The organism is Altericroceibacterium indicum (genome assembly GCF_009828105.1).
Lineage (GTDB): Bacteria > Pseudomonadota > Alphaproteobacteria > Sphingomonadales > Sphingomonadaceae > Altericroceibacterium > Altericroceibacterium indicum.
Map to the genome: position 1 here is coordinate 539,145 of NZ_WTYQ01000001.1, position 17,225 is coordinate 556,369.

The following is a 17,225-nucleotide window of genomic DNA, read 5'->3' on the forward strand; positions in this document are numbered from 1 at the left end:
TTGAGGGAGCTAACGGGAGACCGGCATGGAAAGCAGTAATTTTGAATTGATCATGCGCGATGGTGTCGATCCGCACTCAGCTCCCAACAAACCGCCATTGCCGCCACGAGGCTATGATCGAAGAATTGAAGGTGATCTGTTAATCGAACGCAATTGCGAAGTAGCTTTGCGCGATGGCACGACGATATTGATCGATATTTACCGGCCGGTCGATCAACTGGATGAAAAGCTGCCCATTCTGCTTGGCTGGAGCCCTTATGGTAAGCATGGGCTTTCCGATCAATTGTGGCCACCTTCGGGCGTGCAGCATGGCTGGATGTCACGATTTACCGCTTTCGAAGCACCCGATCCGATGTTCTGGTGCGCAGCAGGCTATGCGGTAGCCTATGCCGATCCGCGCGGGGCATGGCTGTCGGAAGGCGATTTGCGCCACAATGGCATGGGCGAAGGTCAAGATTGCTACGATTGCATCGAATGGCTGGCGGTACGCGATTGGAGCAATGGCCGGATCGGGATGACAGGCGTCTCCTATCTGGCGGCGATCCAATATCTTGTCGCCTCGCTCAAACCGCCCCATCTTGCTGCTATCAATCCATGGGAGGGCTTTTCCGACTGGTATCGCGAATTTGCCTATCATGGCGGCATTCGTGAAACGGGGTTTTTACCGCGTGGGTCTGATAATTTACGTTTTTCGCTTGGCCAAACCGAAGATACCAACGCCAATGTTCAGGCGCATCCGCTCTATGACGATTATTGGCGGAGCAAGGAAATTGACCTCGAAGCGATTGATATTCCAGCCTATGTGGTGGCAAGCTGGTCCGATCAGGGACTGCATTCGCGCGGGACAATTGAAGCCTATCGCCGGATATCATCCTCGCAAAAATGGCTGGAAGTTCATGGGCAGAAGAAATGGGCGCATTTCTACCAGCCTTCCAGCCGTGAAAAGCAGCGTGTCTTCTTTGACCATTTCCTGAAGGGCCGTGAAACTGAGGTCACCACATGGCCTCCTGTGACCATCGATGTGTGCGAAACGGCACATAAGCGGGTCGTCCGGGGTGAGCCTGCATGGCCGCTTGTGGGAACGGAATATCGCCGCCTTTATCTTGATGCCGGAACCAGTAGCCTGCTGGATGCACCCTGCCAAAATGAGGCTGCCGCTCGTTATGACCCGCTTGATGAAGCAGGCGAAGCGACATTCCTGTATCGTTTCGAAAAAGACACTGAGATCACCGGCTATATCAAGGCCCGGCTATGGGTGGAGGCTGAGGGCGCTGAGGACATGGACCTCTTTATCGCGCTTCAGAAAGTGGATGCCCATGGTAATCCGGTGGGCTTCCATTTCTACGCTTTCTACGATGATGGGCCGATGGCGCTGGGGTGGCTCAGGGTCAGCCACCGGGCATTGGATGAACAGCGCTCAACCGACTGGCAGCCGGTTCACAGCCATCTGACGGAAGAGCTTTTGCAACCTGGACAAGTGGTGCCGGTTGATATCGAAATCTGGCCAGCCTCCGTGCTTTTCCGAGAAGGGGAGAGCCTGCGTCTGGTGGTCAAGGGAATGGATATTTACCGCGAGAGCCTGCCCAATCTTCCCTTCGCCCGCCATGAGGAACTGCGCAACAACGGCCACCATATCATTCATACTGGCGGCCGCTATGAAAGCTATTTGCAGCTCCCTGTGATCCAGAAAGGTGATTGAGGGTGCGCGCCGCCCGCCCTCACAAAAGCTGGAAATAATGGATGCGATTGGCCCCTGGCACCTTCTCTGCAACGCCAACGAAGATGTGTTTTCCAAGCCAGTCATGAGGCCCTTCAGGAACATCGAATTTGGGCGAGACACGCATGTAATATTCATCCGGCGCAACCGGTTCATTGCGCGCCATCCGGTCCATCGCATCTCCCTCGGCCCAACGATAGCCACGGCTTTGCAGGTAAATCGGAGTACCATCATCGGCTTCGAGGAAATAACGCGCGTCAAAGTCGATCACGCCATTGGGGCGAACCAGTGGGAAGTCTCCGCCGCTCATCGGGATCACCCGGCCTTTGATCCTTGGCCCTTCGAAATGCCCTTCCTTCGCCCAGATCCCGGCGCGTGTCTGGCCCATGCTGGACGGTTCCACCCACACCGGGCGGGTCAATTCTATGCTGACCGTAAAAGCAAACTCAAATTTCGGGGCAAAAGGGTGAATATCAGACGGGGGATGTGGCAAGGTTCTCTCCATCAAGGCGCCGCAATTTTTGCTGCTTGCGAAAATCCTAGAGAGATGATGTTGATTAATCAACATCGTTGTGTAGCCATGTATGAAATGGCTGAAACATTGGTCTGTAATGGGAGCGTAGGGTGACGAAAGAGGAGTTTCTGGAGAATTACATTGGCGCATTCAATCGCGGCGATCTTGATGGATTTACCCGGTTTTATGACGAAAATGTTGTGCTTGATCTTGGTGGCAAGAAAACCATTCATACACGCGAAGGCATCCGGGCATTCTACCGCGAAGTCTTTGTCAAAATTCGTGAAACGCTGATCGTCGATCAGCTTGTTCTCGACGATGATGGATTGGCCTGCATCATCTCAACGGAATTTCATGCCCTTGCAGACTGGCCTGATTTCATGGCCGGCCCGATTGAGGCGGGGCAGTCAATCCATATCGAAAGCTTCATTTTCTATACCTTCGGAGCGGATGGAAAATTCACCCATATCCGCACCACCCGCTCCAAGGGGTGATGGCATGACCATGATCACAGGGTTGACTCCATCGATCGAAGTGGCACGGGCTGGGACACCGCAACTAGAGATTGATTAATCAATAAATCGCTGTTTCAATCACCAAGCAGCATTGCAAAGATGCGCGCAGGGAGCGGACGTAATGAACCAATTCGATATCGAGGCTTTTGTTGACCGGCAGAAAGTGGGCGCAAAGCAACTCACAGTCCTGCTGGTTTGCGGCCTCGTCTGCTTCATGGACGGATTCGATATTTTCATGATCGGCAAGATCGCCCCTGCGATTGCCGAAGGTTTTGGTGAGCCACCGGAAGCGATGGCCTTCCTGTTCGTTTGCCAGCAGATCGGGCTGGCCCTTGGCGCGTTCATCGTCTCGCCGCTGGCTGACAGGTTCGGGCGACGGCGAATGCTGATGTTGGCCTGCGCATCCTTTGGCGCAATCACTTTGCTGAGCGTCTATGCCGAGACGTTGTTTCAGCTTTCCATCATGCGCGCAATTGCCGGGCTGTTCATGGCAGCCGGGCTACCCATGGCCTTGTCGCTTATTGCAGAGACCACGCCTGCTCGCCGCCGTTCCACCTTTATTGCTCTGGCGCTGGCGGGCTATTCCAGCGGGAGCGCAGCCAGCGGCGCAGTCGCAGCCTGGTTGATCGACATTTATGGCTGGCAAAGCGGCTTCTGGATCGGCGGCATTGTACCCATCCTGTGTATTCCTCTGCTGGCGTTGTTTGTGCCGGAGTCTTTGAAATTTCGTGCTGAACGCAACCCCAATGATCCGACGATTGCCAAAACGCTGCGGCGTATGGACCCTGATGTCGCGCTCAATGGCGATGAAGTTTTCGTTCTGGGAAGTGGCAATAAGAAGGGCCAGAAAGCCCGCCTGTCCGATATTTTCACCGAAGGGCGCGGTTTGATGACTGCCATCTTGTGGGCAGCCTGCCTGCTGTCCATGACCAATATCGCCTTGCTCGGCGCATGGCTCCCGACGTTCTTTCAGGAAATGGCCAATATCCCGATCCAGCGTTTCGCGATTTCGGCCATGATCGCCTATCTTGGAGGGGTCACCGGTACGCTGACGATTGGCTATCTGATGGATCGCTTCACCGCCACCAATCTCATTCCGTTGGTTTATATTGGCCTTGCCGCAACGATGATAGCGCTTGCCTACATTCCCTTTGAATCGCCCATATTCATTGTCGTGATGATAGGCTGGAGCTTCCTGCTCACCGGTGGGCAGGCTGGGTTGAACACTTTTATCACTCAGATCTATCCGCCAAGAATGCGTTCCACCGCGCTTGGCTGGGCAGGGGGCGCGGGGCGTATCGGCGGCGTTCTGGCACCGCTCTATGGCGGCATGGCGATTGACCAGAGCTTCACCCTGCAGCTTACACTCGGCCTTGCAGCGTTGGTGCCGCTGGCCGTGGCTGCCCTCGTCTTCCTGCTCGGGCGGACAAAGTATGAGATGGCAACGTGAAGAGGGACTTTAAGTGACGGACTCTCTTACCATCGGCTCAGAGCGTTGGTTTGTGCGTTATGTTGAGCTTTTCAATCAGGCAGACTTTGCCGGGTTTGGAGCCTATTATGCGCCAGATGTCGAATTTGCGGGCAGGGCAGCTACGCTGCGTGGGCGCGAGGCTGTGCTCGACTTTTATCGCAATATACGCAGCCGACTGGATGAACGGATTGAATGCCTGTCTTTCATCGGGTCTGAGCAGCGTTGTGCCGCTGAGATCTGCACCACTCTGACCCCGCATGAAGATTGGCCGGATTTCCCGACCGGCCCCTTGTTGAAATGGGTGAAGCGGCAGAGCGTAAATTTCGTTTTCTATGATATGGAAGCAGGATTGTTTCAACGCATCCGTTCAGCAGGGTTTAGACGTCTGGCGTGATGCTTTGTCAACTTACCGGGGGAGGGGGAGCCTTTGGGTATGAGAAAAGAAAATTCTGATTCTGGTTCGATGTCAGCAGATGTGCGGATCATGGCACATTTTCTTGCCAAGCCGGGCTTTTTGTTAGCCCGGGTCGATCAGATTACCACCGCGCTCTTTTCCTCACTTTGCCAGACGGTAACACTCAATCAAGCCGAATTGCTGCTCCTGCTGGAAAGGCTGGGGCCGATGGCACAGATCACGCTGGCCCGCTCGGCCGGTGTGGACAAGTCCACCACCGCTTATATTCTCGATAATATGCAGGCACGCGGCTGGGTGAAGCGGGTTGATTGTGAACAGGACCGGCGACGGGTGCAGGTTCATCTGACGTCGGATGCCAAGCTGATATTGCCTGAAATATCGGAACATTTTGCAAATTTACAGCGACAGTTCGAAAGCCCGTTAGAGGAGGCATCACTGCTTCGGTTGAAGCGCATCTTAAAGACACTTGGCTGCGATCCGCTTGGCCCTGCTCCCCTATGGCACCCGGCCAAGGAGAGTGCGCAAGCTGTTCTGGATGAGGCGAGCAGTTTTCTGATGAGGAGAGCGCTGCAATCTATGCAGTCGCATTTTGTAACCGCAACGCAAGGTGCTGGGCTTAGCGCTCGGCAATTTTCTTTGCTGTTCATTCTGACCAAGCGCGATTCAATCACGCAGATCCAGTTTGCGCGAATGTTTGGGTTGGACCCATCCACTTGCGCGGTGATTATCCGGGGGTTGCTGAAACGCCGATTGCTCAAGAGCGCGACAAGTCCACAGGATCGACGTGCACGGTTGTTTTGCTTGAGCCATGAGGGGGGGAAAGCGTTGGCAACCGTTCACCAATTGATGGATGAATCCGAGCGTGCCAGTTTCGAGAATGTCTCTTCTGAGGATAAGGCATTCCTGATCAACCAACTCCGTGTAATCGTGAAATCCCATAGCCATTTGTTGCGCTTTCCAGGGGCGATAGACAGCCTTTGACGGCTTTCTGAAGAAGGCTGGCGCAGAATTGCGGCTGCTTTAGTGTAATTGACAGATCAATTATTAGCCTGCTTGACAGTTCTTTTTGCTGATATACAACTATGTCGGACGAAATGGTCAGAAGCCATGTAGAGTTTCAGGCCAAGGGAGAATTGCGATGGCTGATGGCGAGGCACGGAGCTTGCCCCTGCGCAATCCGCGCAATGGATTGATCGAAGCGCATTGGCCTGTGGCAACACCGGCGCAAGTCAGTGCCAAGGCTGCGACATTGAGAGCCAATCAGGCTGGCTGGGCGGCTCTGCCACTCAGCAAACGGATTGATGTTATGCAGCGCTGGCTGGCAGAAGTGGCCAAACGCAAGGATGCCATTGCCGAAGCTGATGCTGCCGATACAGGCGGCTGCCATACGTCCTATCTCCAGGGTTTCATCACCATGGGAAATATTGGCGGCTGGATCGAAGATGCCAGAGCGGCACTGGGTCGGGCCGCTTTTCACGGGCCATCCACATCCATGCCGCAAGTGGAGGTGCGCTCCCAGCTTGTGCCCTATCCACTGGTGAGTGTGATCAGCCCATGGAACGCGCCGATGATGCTGGCGCTATTGGACGCGATCCCGGCACTGTTTGCTGGCTCTGCAGTGTTGCTCAAACCTTCCGAAGTGACCCCACGCTTCACCGGGCCTTTGTTCGACAGCGTTCGTGCTGTGCCAGAGCTGGCAGCGGTGTTCGACTTTGTGTTTGGTGATGGCGAGACCGGACAGGCCTTGGTCAATAAAGCGGATCTCGTGTGCTTCACTGGCAGCGTGGCAACCGGGCGCAACATCGCTATTCGCTGCGCTGAAAGGCTGATCCCCTGCTTCCTTGAACTGGGCGGGAAAGATCCGGTGATCGTTACAGAGAATGCTGACCTAGAGCGTGCGGCTACGGCGGTTTTGCGGGGCGCTGTTCATGCCAATGGCATGGTTTGTTTCTCAGTTGAGCGGGTATATGTGCAGGACAGCATTCACGATGCTTTCGTGGCGCTGCTGGTTGAGAAGGCACAGGCTGTTCGCCTGAATGCAGACAACCCGCGTGGCGGGCATCTCCACCCTTTCACCTTCGCTCCGCAGGCGGATATCGTGACGTCTCATCTGGCTGATGCTGTGGCGAAGGGAGCCACGATCCTGACGGGCGGGAAGGTCGAAAATATCGGCGGTGGGCTTTACATGCGGCCGACCATTCTCATCGATGTGACGCATGACATGGCCATCATGCGTGAAGAGACTTTCGGGCCGTGCTTGCCGGTGATGCGCTTTGGCACGGTAGAACAGGCCATTGCGCTCGCCAATGATACGCAATTTGGCCTCACCGCCTCGGTGATCGCGGGGAGCGAAGAAGAGGCGCTGCCGATTGCTGAACGGATCAATGCTGGTGCCGTGTTCATGCAGGATAGTTTCCTGACCTTCGGGAAGAACCGCACCATCGGAACGGACAGCTTCGGCGTGTCAGGCCTCGGGGGATCACGAACAGGCCCGGAATCGATCCTGCGCTTTGTCCGGCGCAAGGCGCTGATGACCCAGCATGGCCCGGTAGCTGATATTATGGACGATCATCATTTGGGAGCGGCGCCACCCTCAAAGGGGTGATCCGTTTCCACGAGGGAGAGAGATGAGATATGGCTTGGCAATTGACGGCGCTCGACCGGCTCGAAATTCAGGAGCTTTACGCGCGCTATGCCTGGGGGATCGATCTGGCTGATCTCGACTTGGCACTCTCCACCTTCACGCAGGATGCGGGTTTCGATCACCTTTGGCAGGGGCGTGTGGAAGGCCATGAAGCGATTGCGGAGAATTTGCACTCGCTTTGGAATGATCGGCAGCATTGGTGGTATGGTCGCCAGCATCTGATGAACCATTTCATCATGGAGCCACGCGCTGAAGATGGCGAAGTGGATGTGCGCTGCTTCTTCCAGATTATTCAGTTCCAGACCGATTACCGCACCAATTTCGTTTTCGGCATCGGCACAAGGGTTGATCATGTCACCAACCGTGAAGGCCCGTGGCGCTTTCAATCACTGAAAGTAAATGCCTGGACCGAAGCCGATCAGGTGCCGTGGAAGGGCGAATTTCTGATGGCAGAACGGCCCAAACATACACCCCCACCGGTGCGGGGTTAGAGCAATGCATATCACTGCTGCTGTCAGCCGCCCTGGAGAGCCTTTCCCGAAGATTGAACAGGTGGAGCAGAGTGAGCCAGGCCGAGGCGAGATGCGCATCCGCATTCACGCCGTCGGCATTTGCCACACGGATTTGCACGAGCACCCCGGCCGCCATGCACCGCATCCGATCGTGCTGGGCCATGAAGGGGCCGGTATTGTCGAGACATTGGGCGAAGGCGTGAACGGCTTTGCGGTGGGCGATCATGTTGTGCTGTCTGGCAGTTCCTGCGGGCATTGCCCCTCCTGCCTCGCCAATCGCCCGACCTACTGCGACCTTGCCATGCCGCTTTGTTTTGGTGGGAAGCGGCTGGAGGGATCGACCGCACTGTGCGCTGATGGCGAGGTGTTGCATTCGCATTTCTTCGGTCAGTCTTCCTTTGCCAGCCATGCGATTGTGCCCGAACGCACTGCCGTCAAAGTGCCCAAGGGTCTGCCGCTGGAATTGCTCGCGCCATTGGGCTGCGGGATCATCACCGGCGCGGGTGCTGTGATTGAAGCGCTTCAACTTGGCTTTGGGCAATCGTTGGCGGTGTTTGGTGTCGGCGGGGTGGGGTTGAGCGCGATTATGGCCGCCCGGTTGGTGGGCGCGCAGCATATTGTGGCGGTGGACATCAATCCGGAGCGGTTGGAGCTGGCGCGCAGCTTGGGGGCAACGCATACCGTGCTGGCGACGGGTGATGATACGGTGCAGCAGATCCGCCAGATCACCGGACGCGGCGTGGAATTTACACTTAACACCACCAATGCGGAAGCGGTCCATTCCATTGCGCTGGAAGTGCTGGCGATGAATGGCACTGCCGGGTTTGTTGCTGCGCCGCTGGGGCCGTGGAACGCCCCGATGTTTCCCATGCTGGCAGGGGGCAAGCAATTGCGCGGTATTCTCGGTGGTGATGCAGCGCCTCGACTCTTCTTGCCCAAATTGATCGACTATTGGCAGCAGGGGCGCTTCCCCTTTGACCGGCTGATCAAGACCTATCCTTTTGGAGAGATTGCTACAGCCTTTCATGATGTGGAGGAGGGGCACGTGATCAAGCCGGTGCTTATCCTGCCACAAGGAGGAGCCACATGACCCCCGATATTCGCAAGCAAATCCGCGCCCTGGGCTGCAATCTGACGCCGGACATGATGAAGGGCACGCAAAGGATTTTTGCTGCCAGCTATGGTGGATGCGCGGCCGACACAGTGATTTCGCGTGATCATCAATATGGCTCTGATGAAAGGCATCGGCTGGACATCTTCCACAAGGCTGACACGCGCGATGCGCCGGTGCTGGTATATGTCCATGGTGGCGGCTTCGTGATGGGGGACAAGCGCTCAGACGATTGGCCGTTTTACGACAATGTCGGAGACTTTGCTGCGCGACACGGCATGGTCGGGGTGACGGTGACCTATCGTCTCGCACCCGCTCATCGCTGGCCGTCCGGGCCGGAGGACATGGCCTCCATCGTGACCTGGCTGCATGAAAATATCGCGGAATTTGGCGGCGATCCTGCGCGGATTTTCCTGATGGGTCAGTCTGCCGGGGCCGTGCATGTGGCAAGCTACCTTGCTCATTCCTGCTTTCATGGAACGGGCGGGGCGGGCATTGCCGGGGCACTGCTATTGTCTTGCATCTATGACATTGCCAACGCCGATGCGAATGCCTTTCATCAAGCCTATTTTGGCGAGGATGAAGCAGCTTATCCCGCCTGTTCTTCTGCACAGGGCCTGATCGAAAGTTCTGTACCATGGATGGCGAGCCTGGCTGAGTTTGATGTCCCGGACTTTCAGAAACAGGCTGGGCATTTTGTTTCGCGTCATGTGGAACAGACCGGCCGCTATCCGCCGATCCATTATCTGAGCGGGCATAACCATTTATCTCCCGCGCTTGAAATAGGCTCACCTGGCGCGACGCTGGAGCCGGTCATTCTTGATTTCATCGCTTCGCAGACGGTTTGAGAAGGGAACCACCATGGAACCGATCCGATTTTCCGACAATGCTCTGTTCAAGGGATGGGGTAGCCCCATGCGCAGCGAAAGCACGATTGACGGGCTGGAGGTCATTCAGGGGGCAGTCCCGGAGGGGCTTGAAGGCACGCTCTACCGCAATGGTGCGGACTGGCAGTACCCCTCAGGCCGAGATGACGACATTTTCATCGATGGGGAAGGCATGTTTCACATGTTCCGCTTCGAAGATGGGCAGGTTAGCTATCGCAGTCGTTGGGTTCATACCGAGCGTTATGAAATGCAAGCCCGGGCGAGGCGCGCCCTGTTTGGTCGTTATCGCAATCGCTATACCAATGCGCCTGAAGCAGCGAATGCCAATATGGGCTCAGCCAATACCACAGCGATGTTCCATGCAGGCCATCTCTATGCGCTGAAGGAGGACGATCACCCTTACGAGATTGACCCCGATACGCTGGCCACCATTGGCCGTAGCGACATGAATGGCCAGATCAGTGCCAGAACCTTCACCGCGCATCCAAAACTCGATCCGATCACCAACGAACTGCTGGCCTTTGCATATCAGGCGCGCGGGGATGGTACGAAGGATATCGTCTATTACCTGTTCGATAAGGATGGGAAGCTTGCCAATGAAGTGTGGTTCGAAATGCCCTATGCGGCCTGTGTCCATGATTTTGCGGTGACAGATGAATGGATTGTCTTCCCCTTCTTCCCACTCATCACCGATATGGATGTGGTGAAGAAGGGCGGAAATTACTTTCAGTGGAACCCTGATCAGGACACCCATATTGCGCTCGTACCGCGCAATGGCGATGCCAGTGGCATTCGCTGGTTCAAAGGTCCGGCCAGTAGCGCCGGCCATATGATGAATGCGGTGCGCGAGGGGAGTAAGGTTCACCTTGATCTGTGCCTTTATGAAGGCAATTGCTTCCCCTTCTTCACCACTCCGCAAGGTGAAGTGACGCCGCCTGTGCCACCTTTCCTCACCCGGATGACACTTGACCTTGCCAGCAATGATGGTGCGATTGCGAAAGAGCCCCTGCTGAAAGTCAGTTGCGAAATGCCGCGCACTGATGATCGCTATCAGGGGCGGCCTTATCGCTATGGTTATATGATCGTTTACCGCTCTCCCGATGGCTCAAGCTCAACCGGGCGGCTGGATATGGAGACGGGTAAACTTGACGTCTGGTCTCCGGGGCCGGGGGACACCGTGCAGGAATGCCAGTTCGTGCCTCGCAGGCCCGATGCGCTGGAAGGGGATGGTTGGCTGTTGGTGCCGGTTTCACGTGTGTCGGAAGGGCGCAGCGATCTGGTCGTGCTTGACGCGCTGGATATTGAAGCGGGGCCGGTTGCCACGGTGAAACTGCCTGTGCGGGTGCGCTCGACCTTCCACGGAACATGGGTTTCGGCTGAAACGCTTGCCAGCGGCCAATATCCTTATGAACTGAGTTCCGGCTCAGTCTGAAGGGAGATCGCGAAGGCAGACAGTTTTGTCTTAAACTTGCAAGTGACCAGCAGGGTAAAATCGGCTACCAATCGGCAAACGAGAGGAGCCTTGAATGACTATTGCCCTTGGTGAACAGAAAAAACTGCATTACGATCTGACCGATGTGGGGCTGCGCGCCCAAGCTACGGCCGTTGGCCTTTTGCAACTCTGCCTGGAACTGCGGAAGGTCGATGTGTTGAGCGATGCTGCGATCGACCGGATTAAAGAGGCTATTACAGATGAGATTGTGGTCTGCGCCCCGCGGGCTGTCAATAAGCAGGAATATCGCAGGGATGCGCGTGCGCGGCTGGATCGCCTGTTTGCAGGCGAACAGAAGATGGGTTCGGCAGATGAGCTTGCTCCCCAGCACTCCTGACAACCGGAGGCGATATCACGAGAGGATGAGGAAAGCTTGCACCAGACCGATCCGCATTCTGGCCGTCGTTTTGGTGCCACAACTTACTGATTGGTAATAGAGAACTGGACGCGGCACAGGTGTGCCGCGTCGCAGAACTATGGCCGGAGTGGATTAGAATTCAAATCCGACAGTAAAGATGGCCTGACGTGGCGGAATATAGGTTTGCATCGTCTGGGCACTGCCATAAGGGTCTGAGAAACGGGAATTGACACCAGCTACGTCAAAGAGGTTGGTGACAGTGAAAGAAAAATCTACCGGCAATTGTTCAGGGTCATATTTGAAGAACAAATTGACCTGTTTGTAAGATGGTGTGATGTCATATTCTGAATTGTTGAACAGGCGGTAATTGTACTTTCCACGGTAGATAATCTGCGCACGCGCGGTAAAATCACCATCAGCTATGCGATTGGTATAGGTGATGGCAGCCTGACCTGAGAAATTCGGAATTTTCGGGACTTTGTTGCCATTGATATTCTGGCGAGCGCCATCACGTGCTTCTACTGCCGCGTTGAAATTCATCCAATAGAGATAGCCTGGAAAGCCAGCGGCAATTTGCGCAGCGGATGCTTCTGCCGGATCGAGAGCATAATAATCTTCGGTGAACTTGCCCTTCAAAAATGAAGCCGAGCTGTCGATTTTCCAGTGATCGTTCAGCAGCCACAGGCCTTCCAGTTCCAGACCGTAGATTTCGGCCTTGGGGGCGTTGCTGGTGCCTTCACCATACAGCATCGGATCTTCTTCAAGAAACTGCATGTCTTTGTAATCATAATAAAAGGCAGAAAGATTCAACTGAGCAGTGCGATTGAGAAATTTGTTCTTTGACCCGACTTCGAAGGAATTGACGACTTCAGGCTTGTAGGTCGGCTTGATGGACATGGAATTGCCACCTGAAGCCGCACTATTGATACCACCTGGTTTGAACCCTCGGGTAAAGCTGGCGTAAACCATGTTATCCGGTGTCAGTGAGTATTCCAGTGCAAGCTTACCGGTCCATTCTGCAGTGGAATAACCGCCTGTAGATTCTGGCTGAAGGAACGGACCAGATGCATAAACGTCGCTATTGGTTGCGCTTTCACCGGTGTATTTATCATGGTTGTAGCGCAGCCCTGCCGTGAGCTTGAGCTGATCGGTCATATCATAAGTCGCCTGCGCATAAGCGGCCCATGCTTTCCGGGTGATTGAAGACAGCTCGGCATAGGTGATCGTATCAAGCGCGGGCGTGCCGACCTCCGTATCACGTGGCAAAACTGGCGGCACGAGATTGTCGTCACTGCCGCGGAATTCCAGTACATATTGTTCATTGGTCGACTTGAGATAAACAGCGCCAGCAATCCACGACAGCGGACCGGAGCCATTGGAGGAAATATTGAATTCCTGTGTCCAGCTCTTGGTGTCACTTTCCCATGCGGCCACATGGTCATAGCGCGTACCGCCAAAGGTCAGCGGGCTGTATGTTTCTGCCTCGAACAGATCGGCTGTCAGGCCATCAGCATCCCATGATTGTTCGCTATGCAGCTTTTGATAGCTGGTAATGGACTTGGCAGTCGCGAAGCCCAGGTCAAGCGCCACGGTGCCATAATAGAGCTGCGTATTGACGATTGCTTTGCTGGGAAAGTCCTGTGTCAATTCACGCGGGTCTGGATTGGGATCAAGAATGTTCTTCTGGGCCGTGCCATGCGTATTGCTATTATATTGCGTGGCATTGAGCATGATGGAAAGGTTGCTGGTTGGTTCCCATAGCGTGGCCAGACGCCATGCAGTGTTCTTTTCGTCATCCAGCGCATAATCACCAATATCGACGACATCGGTTGCCTTGGCATAGCCATCATGCTGAGTATGCTGAACATAGCCACGGACGGCGAATGTGTCACCGACTGGAACATTGAGGCCCATGTTCCCTTGAAGGTAACCGTAATTACCGAAGCCGACCTGCCCGTCCGCGCTTGGTTGGCCAAGTTTGGGCTTTTTGGTTACGACGTTAATCGTGCCGCCGGTTGAGCCTTGACCAAACATAGTACCTTGCGGACCGCGTAGCACTTCAACCTGGTCCACATCGATGAAGGCCGCGCTCGCTGCGATAGAGTTGAAGATGTAAACGCCATCGACATGGTAGGAGACACCGGGCTGAGAATTGGTATTTTCGGGTGTTTCGGAACCGATCCCGCGAATGGTGATGATGCGTTCACCGCCGCCGCTCTTGGCGACAACCAAGCCGGGCACTACGCCATTAAGACCAGTGATGTCGGTGATGTTGCCTTCTTTCAGAGTGTCGGCACTGATGGCAGAGACAGCAAGTGGGGCGTCCTGAAGCGTCACATTCCGGCGCTCAGCCGTCACCACGATATCACCGATCTGGCTTTGCTCAGCACCTGCATCTGAAACCGGTGCTTCAGCGGTAACGTCCTCAGCGCTCGCTGCAAATGCCGCAGCTGGCGCGAATGCGAGCAGGGATATCCCCGTTGTCAGCAGCGCTTTTGTGCAAAAATCATTCTTCATCGCTTGAACCCCCAAAAATGGATACCATCCTCCTTGCCGCTCATCTGTGTGTGCGGTTTGATGGTTGCATAGAGCCACGGGTTGGTCATCCAGTCTTGAACTTGAGCGCAAAAGTAGTTGACGCCTATGTCATGAACGGGCTGTTTTGTCGAAAAGTGCACCATATTGTGCGTGAGCGAGAAACTTGTTTTGCACCAGGAAGCAAGACGTTTGATAGATTTTTCGCTAATTCAAGTGGAATAATAGGGTGCAGGTCTGGCAGCTTTTGCCGCAGGGCACCATATCCGGACACTGTATGAAGGAACAGCAGATGACAGTTATTGAAACCCTGCCTGAAGTGACCACCGAGGCGGCCTGGCGTGGTGATGTGCTCAGTCAATCGCAGGATTGGATCTATCAACTGTCCGATGCAGAACTGTCCGAATTGGAAAATATTGGACACAAATTCATGGCGGATGATCCTGATCTGCGGTTTGTGCAAAAAGGCGACTATCCGCTGATCGAATGTGCTGATGCAGTGAAGGCGTGGGGTCAGGATGTCGATTATGGCCGCGGTTTCGTGCTGGTGCGGGGCCTTCGCACGGACTTGTATTCTGACGCACTATCCTCTGCGATTTATTACATCCTCGGCCTTCATATGGGGGACCCTATTCGCCAGAACGAAATGGGCGATCTATTGGATCATATTTACGCAACATCGGATAAGACGATGGATGACCCGACTGCGCTTTCTTCCAAGGTGAGAGATAAGCTGGTCTATCATTCAGACAGCTCTGATATTGTGGCACTGATGTGCTTGCGTCCAGCCCGGGAAGGTGGGCTATCCTGCCTCGTATCGGGCGCAGAAATCTATAATGAGATTGTCCGCCGCCGTCCGGATCTTGCCCCATTGCTGCTTGAGCCGTTCCATTGGGATTGGCGCCGGCAGGATCACGAAGCCCCTGCAAATACCTACACCTCACCCATTGTGAGCATGGAGGAGGGGGTATTCTCCATGTATGCGGGCTCGCTCTATATTCTTACCGCGCAGGAATATCCTGAAGCTCCAAAGTTGACGCCGGAACAGATCGAAGTCCTCGAACTCTTTGATGCAATTACCTATGAAGAGGGTATGGCCATTGCGATGGATTTTCGCCCCGGTGATATTCAATGGCTGTCCAACTATGCGGCACTTCACAGCCGCACGGAATTTTTCGACTATCCCGAACCGCAGCGTAAACGGCATTTGCTTCGTCTTTGGCTCAGTCGCAATTCTGGCCGCCCTGTGGTGGAAGGTTTCGGGAAAAACGGTGTTGTGCAGCATCGGCAAGCCCCGCGCGATGGCGGTGCAGAACATGCTGATGCCCATTTCAAAATCCGCGAAATCGCGGTTCCGCGCATGATTTCCTGATTGTTCAGCTCAGCGATAAAGTGAAGGGCGGCTCTTGCAGGAGCCGCCCTTTGCATAGGCTGTTATATGATCAGGCTGAAAGTGGGCCGTGACGGGCTATCTCGCTTAAAGGTTTGCGATCGCTTGGGGCTTCTCTTTCCCGTAGGCCGTCAGGCAGGCTTGAAGCATCTCCCATTGTGCCAATCGCGATAGCGGCCTCTACCTTGTAGCCTTCCGGCACGTTCAAGGTTTTGATGGCTTTGGCGGAATCAAATCCAGTCATTCCGTGAACATGAAGCCCGTCAAATGTGGCCTGTAACGCAAGTTGGGCCCATGCTGCCCCCGCATCGAAGGAATGGCTGGGGGAGATGGCCTTGGGCGAGCCATCCTTTTCGCGGGTAAATGTGTCAGAGATCACAAATATCAATGCGGAGGAATTTTCGGCCCAGCTTTTGTTGAACGGGATCAATATGTCGAGAAAGGCATCCCAATTTTCATCACCCCTCAGCGAATAGCAAAATTGCCATGGCTGAATATTGTAGGCTGAGGGTGCCCAGCGTGCTGCCTCGATCAGTCGTAAGACAGCACTTTCCTCCAGCATTTTGCCGTCAAATGCGCGAGGGGACCAGCGGTCCGTAAAAATGGAGTGAATATCGTGAGTGGGAACGCGGGGGGTGGAACTGCTCACTGTTTTTCCTTGTGATGAGTGGGGTTGGGTAATCTCATACGGTGGTTTCAGCAGCAAATGCCGTGGAAAGCGATAGGTCTTTCCATCGTTCCATCTCTGCTTCAACCATCTCCAGATGTTCATGTGTGTGGAGCAATGCGTCTTTACCAAGAAAGAGGTGTTTTGGCGGTTCCTCCATTGCCACGGCTTTCAGGATAGCTTGTGCACCGCGTATCGGATCGCCGCTTTCCTTGCCGCCGCCTTCAAAAAGAATATCGCGGTTCTGGCGGACGGGTGTTTCATCATAATCGCTGATGGGGCAATCCGCTTCAGCCAGCGCTTTTCCGGCAAAGCCTGTACGGAAGCCACCCGGAGCGACGTTTGTGACCTTGATCCCGAAGCAGGCCACTTCTTGCGCCAGCGTCTGGCCAATACATTCCATGGCATATTTGCTCGCCCCGTAAACTCCGGTACCACCCCAGGGCGCAAAGCCACTCATGCTGGTGATATTGACGATATGGCCCGCCCGCCGCTGTCGCATCTGGGGAAGGATGGCCTGGATCATGGCAATAGGCCCCATCAGATTGACTTCGAACAGGTTACGGATCTGATCGAACGGCGTTTCTTCAATCGCTCCAGTCAGGCCAAAGCCCGCATTGTTGACCAGAATATCAACCGGAGGCAGCTCGGTTAAAGCCTCCTCGATGGTGGATTTGGCGAGGTCAGGAAGGGACAGGTCGATGAGGATACCAGTAGCGCGCTCCGGTGACATGGCCTCAAATGCCGCCTTATCGGCTATCTTGCGCATTGTGCCCGTGACGCGATCACCTTTTTGAAGTGCTGCCTCACCAAGCGCTTTGCCAAGCCCGCTGCTGACGCCGGTAATAAGCCAATGTTTCATCAATCTTCCCTATCATATTGAGGAGGCAGAGTAGCGGGAGTGTCTCGCCATGCTCTTTGCAAGCAACCCCGCAAAACTTGGCTGGAGGCGCATAAGATGGCTCTACGCTTGCCCATTGGTCCCCAGCCGTGCTTC

16 protein-coding genes are annotated in these 17,225 nt (G+C 54.9%); 12 read left to right on the forward strand and 4 right to left on the reverse strand.

Features of this window, described 5'->3' with window-relative positions:
• Window positions 1-25: 25 nt before the first annotated feature.
• Window positions 26-1,699 carry a CocE/NonD family hydrolase gene (locus tag GRI39_RS02710; RefSeq protein ID WP_160738139.1) on the forward strand — a complete coding sequence of 558 codons (1,674 nt, stop codon included), beginning with the start codon at window positions 26-28 and terminating at the stop codon, window positions 1,697-1,699.
• Window positions 1,700-1,718: 19 nt separating this feature from the next.
• Here the strand turns inward: GRI39_RS02710 and GRI39_RS02715 are convergent, their stop codons facing one another.
• Window positions 1,719-2,210, reverse strand: coding sequence for a DUF3237 family protein (locus GRI39_RS02715; RefSeq protein WP_160738140.1), 492 nt, complete (start codon window positions 2,208-2,210; stop codon window positions 1,719-1,721).
• A gap of 131 nt (window positions 2,211-2,341) precedes the next feature.
• On the opposite strand from GRI39_RS02715, the gene GRI39_RS02720 reads away from it, so the two are divergent.
• The 10 genes from GRI39_RS02720 to GRI39_RS02765 all read left to right on the forward strand — a co-directional run bounded on the left by GRI39_RS02720 (window position 2,342) and on the right by GRI39_RS02765 (window position 11,615).
• Window positions 2,342-2,725 carry a nuclear transport factor 2 family protein gene (locus GRI39_RS02720; protein WP_160738141.1) on the forward strand — a complete coding sequence of 128 codons (384 nt, stop codon included), beginning with the start codon at window positions 2,342-2,344 and terminating at the stop codon, window positions 2,723-2,725.
• 142 nt (window positions 2,726-2,867) lie between these two features.
• Entirely contained in the window at window positions 2,868-4,196 is a 1,329-nt protein-coding gene (locus GRI39_RS02725) for an MFS transporter (RefSeq protein ID WP_160738142.1), read from the forward strand.
• Window positions 4,197-4,209: 13 nt separating this feature from the next.
• Window positions 4,210-4,611 carry a nuclear transport factor 2 family protein gene (locus GRI39_RS02730; RefSeq protein ID WP_160738143.1) on the forward strand — a complete coding sequence of 134 codons (402 nt, stop codon included), beginning with the start codon at window positions 4,210-4,212 and terminating at the stop codon, window positions 4,609-4,611.
• 39 nt (window positions 4,612-4,650) lie between these two features.
• On the forward strand, window positions 4,651-5,613 hold the full coding sequence (locus GRI39_RS02735) for a MarR family winged helix-turn-helix transcriptional regulator (protein WP_160738144.1): 963 nt from the start codon (window positions 4,651-4,653) through the stop codon (window positions 5,611-5,613).
• A gap of 157 nt (window positions 5,614-5,770) precedes the next feature.
• On the forward strand, window positions 5,771-7,237 hold the full coding sequence (locus GRI39_RS02740) for an aldehyde dehydrogenase family protein (RefSeq protein ID WP_160738145.1): 1,467 nt from the start codon (window positions 5,771-5,773) through the stop codon (window positions 7,235-7,237).
• 29 nt (window positions 7,238-7,266) lie between these two features.
• A complete protein-coding gene (locus GRI39_RS02745) occupies window positions 7,267-7,767 on the forward strand; it encodes a nuclear transport factor 2 family protein (protein WP_160738146.1) in 501 nt (166 codons plus the stop codon).
• A 4-nt stretch (window positions 7,768-7,771) separates the two neighbouring features.
• Window positions 7,772-8,878, forward strand: coding sequence for an NAD(P)-dependent alcohol dehydrogenase (locus GRI39_RS02750; protein ID WP_160738147.1), 1,107 nt, complete (start codon window positions 7,772-7,774; stop codon window positions 8,876-8,878).
• Window positions 8,875-9,747 (forward strand): alpha/beta hydrolase, encoded by an 873-nt coding sequence (locus GRI39_RS02755; RefSeq protein WP_160738148.1) that lies wholly within the window; start codon window positions 8,875-8,877, stop codon window positions 9,745-9,747. The genes GRI39_RS02750 and GRI39_RS02755 overlap by 4 nt, the downstream gene beginning before the upstream one ends.
• 13 nt (window positions 9,748-9,760) lie before the next feature.
• A complete protein-coding gene (locus GRI39_RS02760) occupies window positions 9,761-11,218 on the forward strand; it encodes a carotenoid oxygenase family protein (protein WP_160738149.1) in 1,458 nt (485 codons plus the stop codon).
• A gap of 94 nt (window positions 11,219-11,312) precedes the next feature.
• A complete protein-coding gene (locus GRI39_RS02765) occupies window positions 11,313-11,615 on the forward strand; it encodes a hypothetical protein (protein WP_160738150.1) in 303 nt (100 codons plus the stop codon).
• Window positions 11,616-11,768: 153 nt separating this feature from the next.
• Here the strand turns inward: GRI39_RS02765 and GRI39_RS02770 are convergent, their stop codons facing one another.
• Window positions 11,769-14,153 carry a TonB-dependent receptor gene (locus GRI39_RS02770; RefSeq protein WP_160738151.1) on the reverse strand — a complete coding sequence of 795 codons (2,385 nt, stop codon included), beginning with the start codon at window positions 14,151-14,153 and terminating at the stop codon, window positions 11,769-11,771.
• 310 nt (window positions 14,154-14,463) lie between these two features.
• On the opposite strand from GRI39_RS02770, the gene GRI39_RS02775 reads away from it, so the two are divergent.
• Window positions 14,464-15,543: a TauD/TfdA family dioxygenase gene (locus tag GRI39_RS02775; protein WP_160738152.1), complete on the forward strand. Its 1,080-nt coding sequence runs from the start codon at window positions 14,464-14,466 to the stop codon at window positions 15,541-15,543.
• 70 nt (window positions 15,544-15,613) lie between these two features.
• Here the strand turns inward: GRI39_RS02775 and GRI39_RS02780 are convergent, their stop codons facing one another.
• Complete coding sequence (locus GRI39_RS02780) at window positions 15,614-16,210, reverse strand: nitroreductase family protein (RefSeq protein ID WP_343033276.1); 597 nt, start codon at window positions 16,208-16,210, stop codon at window positions 15,614-15,616.
• 34 nt (window positions 16,211-16,244) lie between these two features.
• Window positions 16,245-17,090, reverse strand: coding sequence for an oxidoreductase (locus GRI39_RS02785; protein ID WP_160738154.1), 846 nt, complete (start codon window positions 17,088-17,090; stop codon window positions 16,245-16,247).
• Window positions 17,091-17,225: the final 135 nt, after the last annotated feature.

Excerpts from the sequence above, each read along its gene's own strand:
- GRI39_RS02760 (WP_160738149.1), top strand. The coding sequence starts at position 9,761 with ATGGAACCGATCCGATTTTCCGACAATGCTCTGTTCAAGGGATGGGGT.
- GRI39_RS02765 (WP_160738150.1), top strand. The coding sequence starts at position 11,313 with ATGACTATTGCCCTTGGTGAACAGAAAAAACTGCATTACGATCTGACC.
- GRI39_RS02710 (WP_160738139.1), top strand. The coding sequence starts at position 26 with ATGGAAAGCAGTAATTTTGAATTGATCATGCGCGATGGTGTCGATCCG.
- GRI39_RS02755 (WP_160738148.1), top strand. The coding sequence starts at position 8,875 with ATGACCCCCGATATTCGCAAGCAAATCCGCGCCCTGGGCTGCAATCTG.
- GRI39_RS02735 (WP_160738144.1), top strand. The coding sequence starts at position 4,651 with ATGAGAAAAGAAAATTCTGATTCTGGTTCGATGTCAGCAGATGTGCGG.
- GRI39_RS02740 (WP_160738145.1), top strand. The coding sequence starts at position 5,771 with ATGGCTGATGGCGAGGCACGGAGCTTGCCCCTGCGCAATCCGCGCAAT.
- GRI39_RS02750 (WP_160738147.1), top strand. The coding sequence starts at position 7,772 with ATGCATATCACTGCTGCTGTCAGCCGCCCTGGAGAGCCTTTCCCGAAG.
- GRI39_RS02770 (WP_160738151.1), bottom strand. The coding sequence starts at position 14,153 with ATGAAGAATGATTTTTGCACAAAAGCGCTGCTGACAACGGGGATATCC.
- GRI39_RS02725 (WP_160738142.1), top strand. The coding sequence starts at position 2,868 with ATGAACCAATTCGATATCGAGGCTTTTGTTGACCGGCAGAAAGTGGGC.
- GRI39_RS02785 (WP_160738154.1), bottom strand. The coding sequence starts at position 17,090 with ATGAAACATTGGCTTATTACCGGCGTCAGCAGCGGGCTTGGCAAAGCG.
- GRI39_RS02745 (WP_160738146.1), top strand. The coding sequence starts at position 7,267 with ATGGCTTGGCAATTGACGGCGCTCGACCGGCTCGAAATTCAGGAGCTT.
- GRI39_RS02775 (WP_160738152.1), top strand. The coding sequence starts at position 14,464 with ATGACAGTTATTGAAACCCTGCCTGAAGTGACCACCGAGGCGGCCTGG.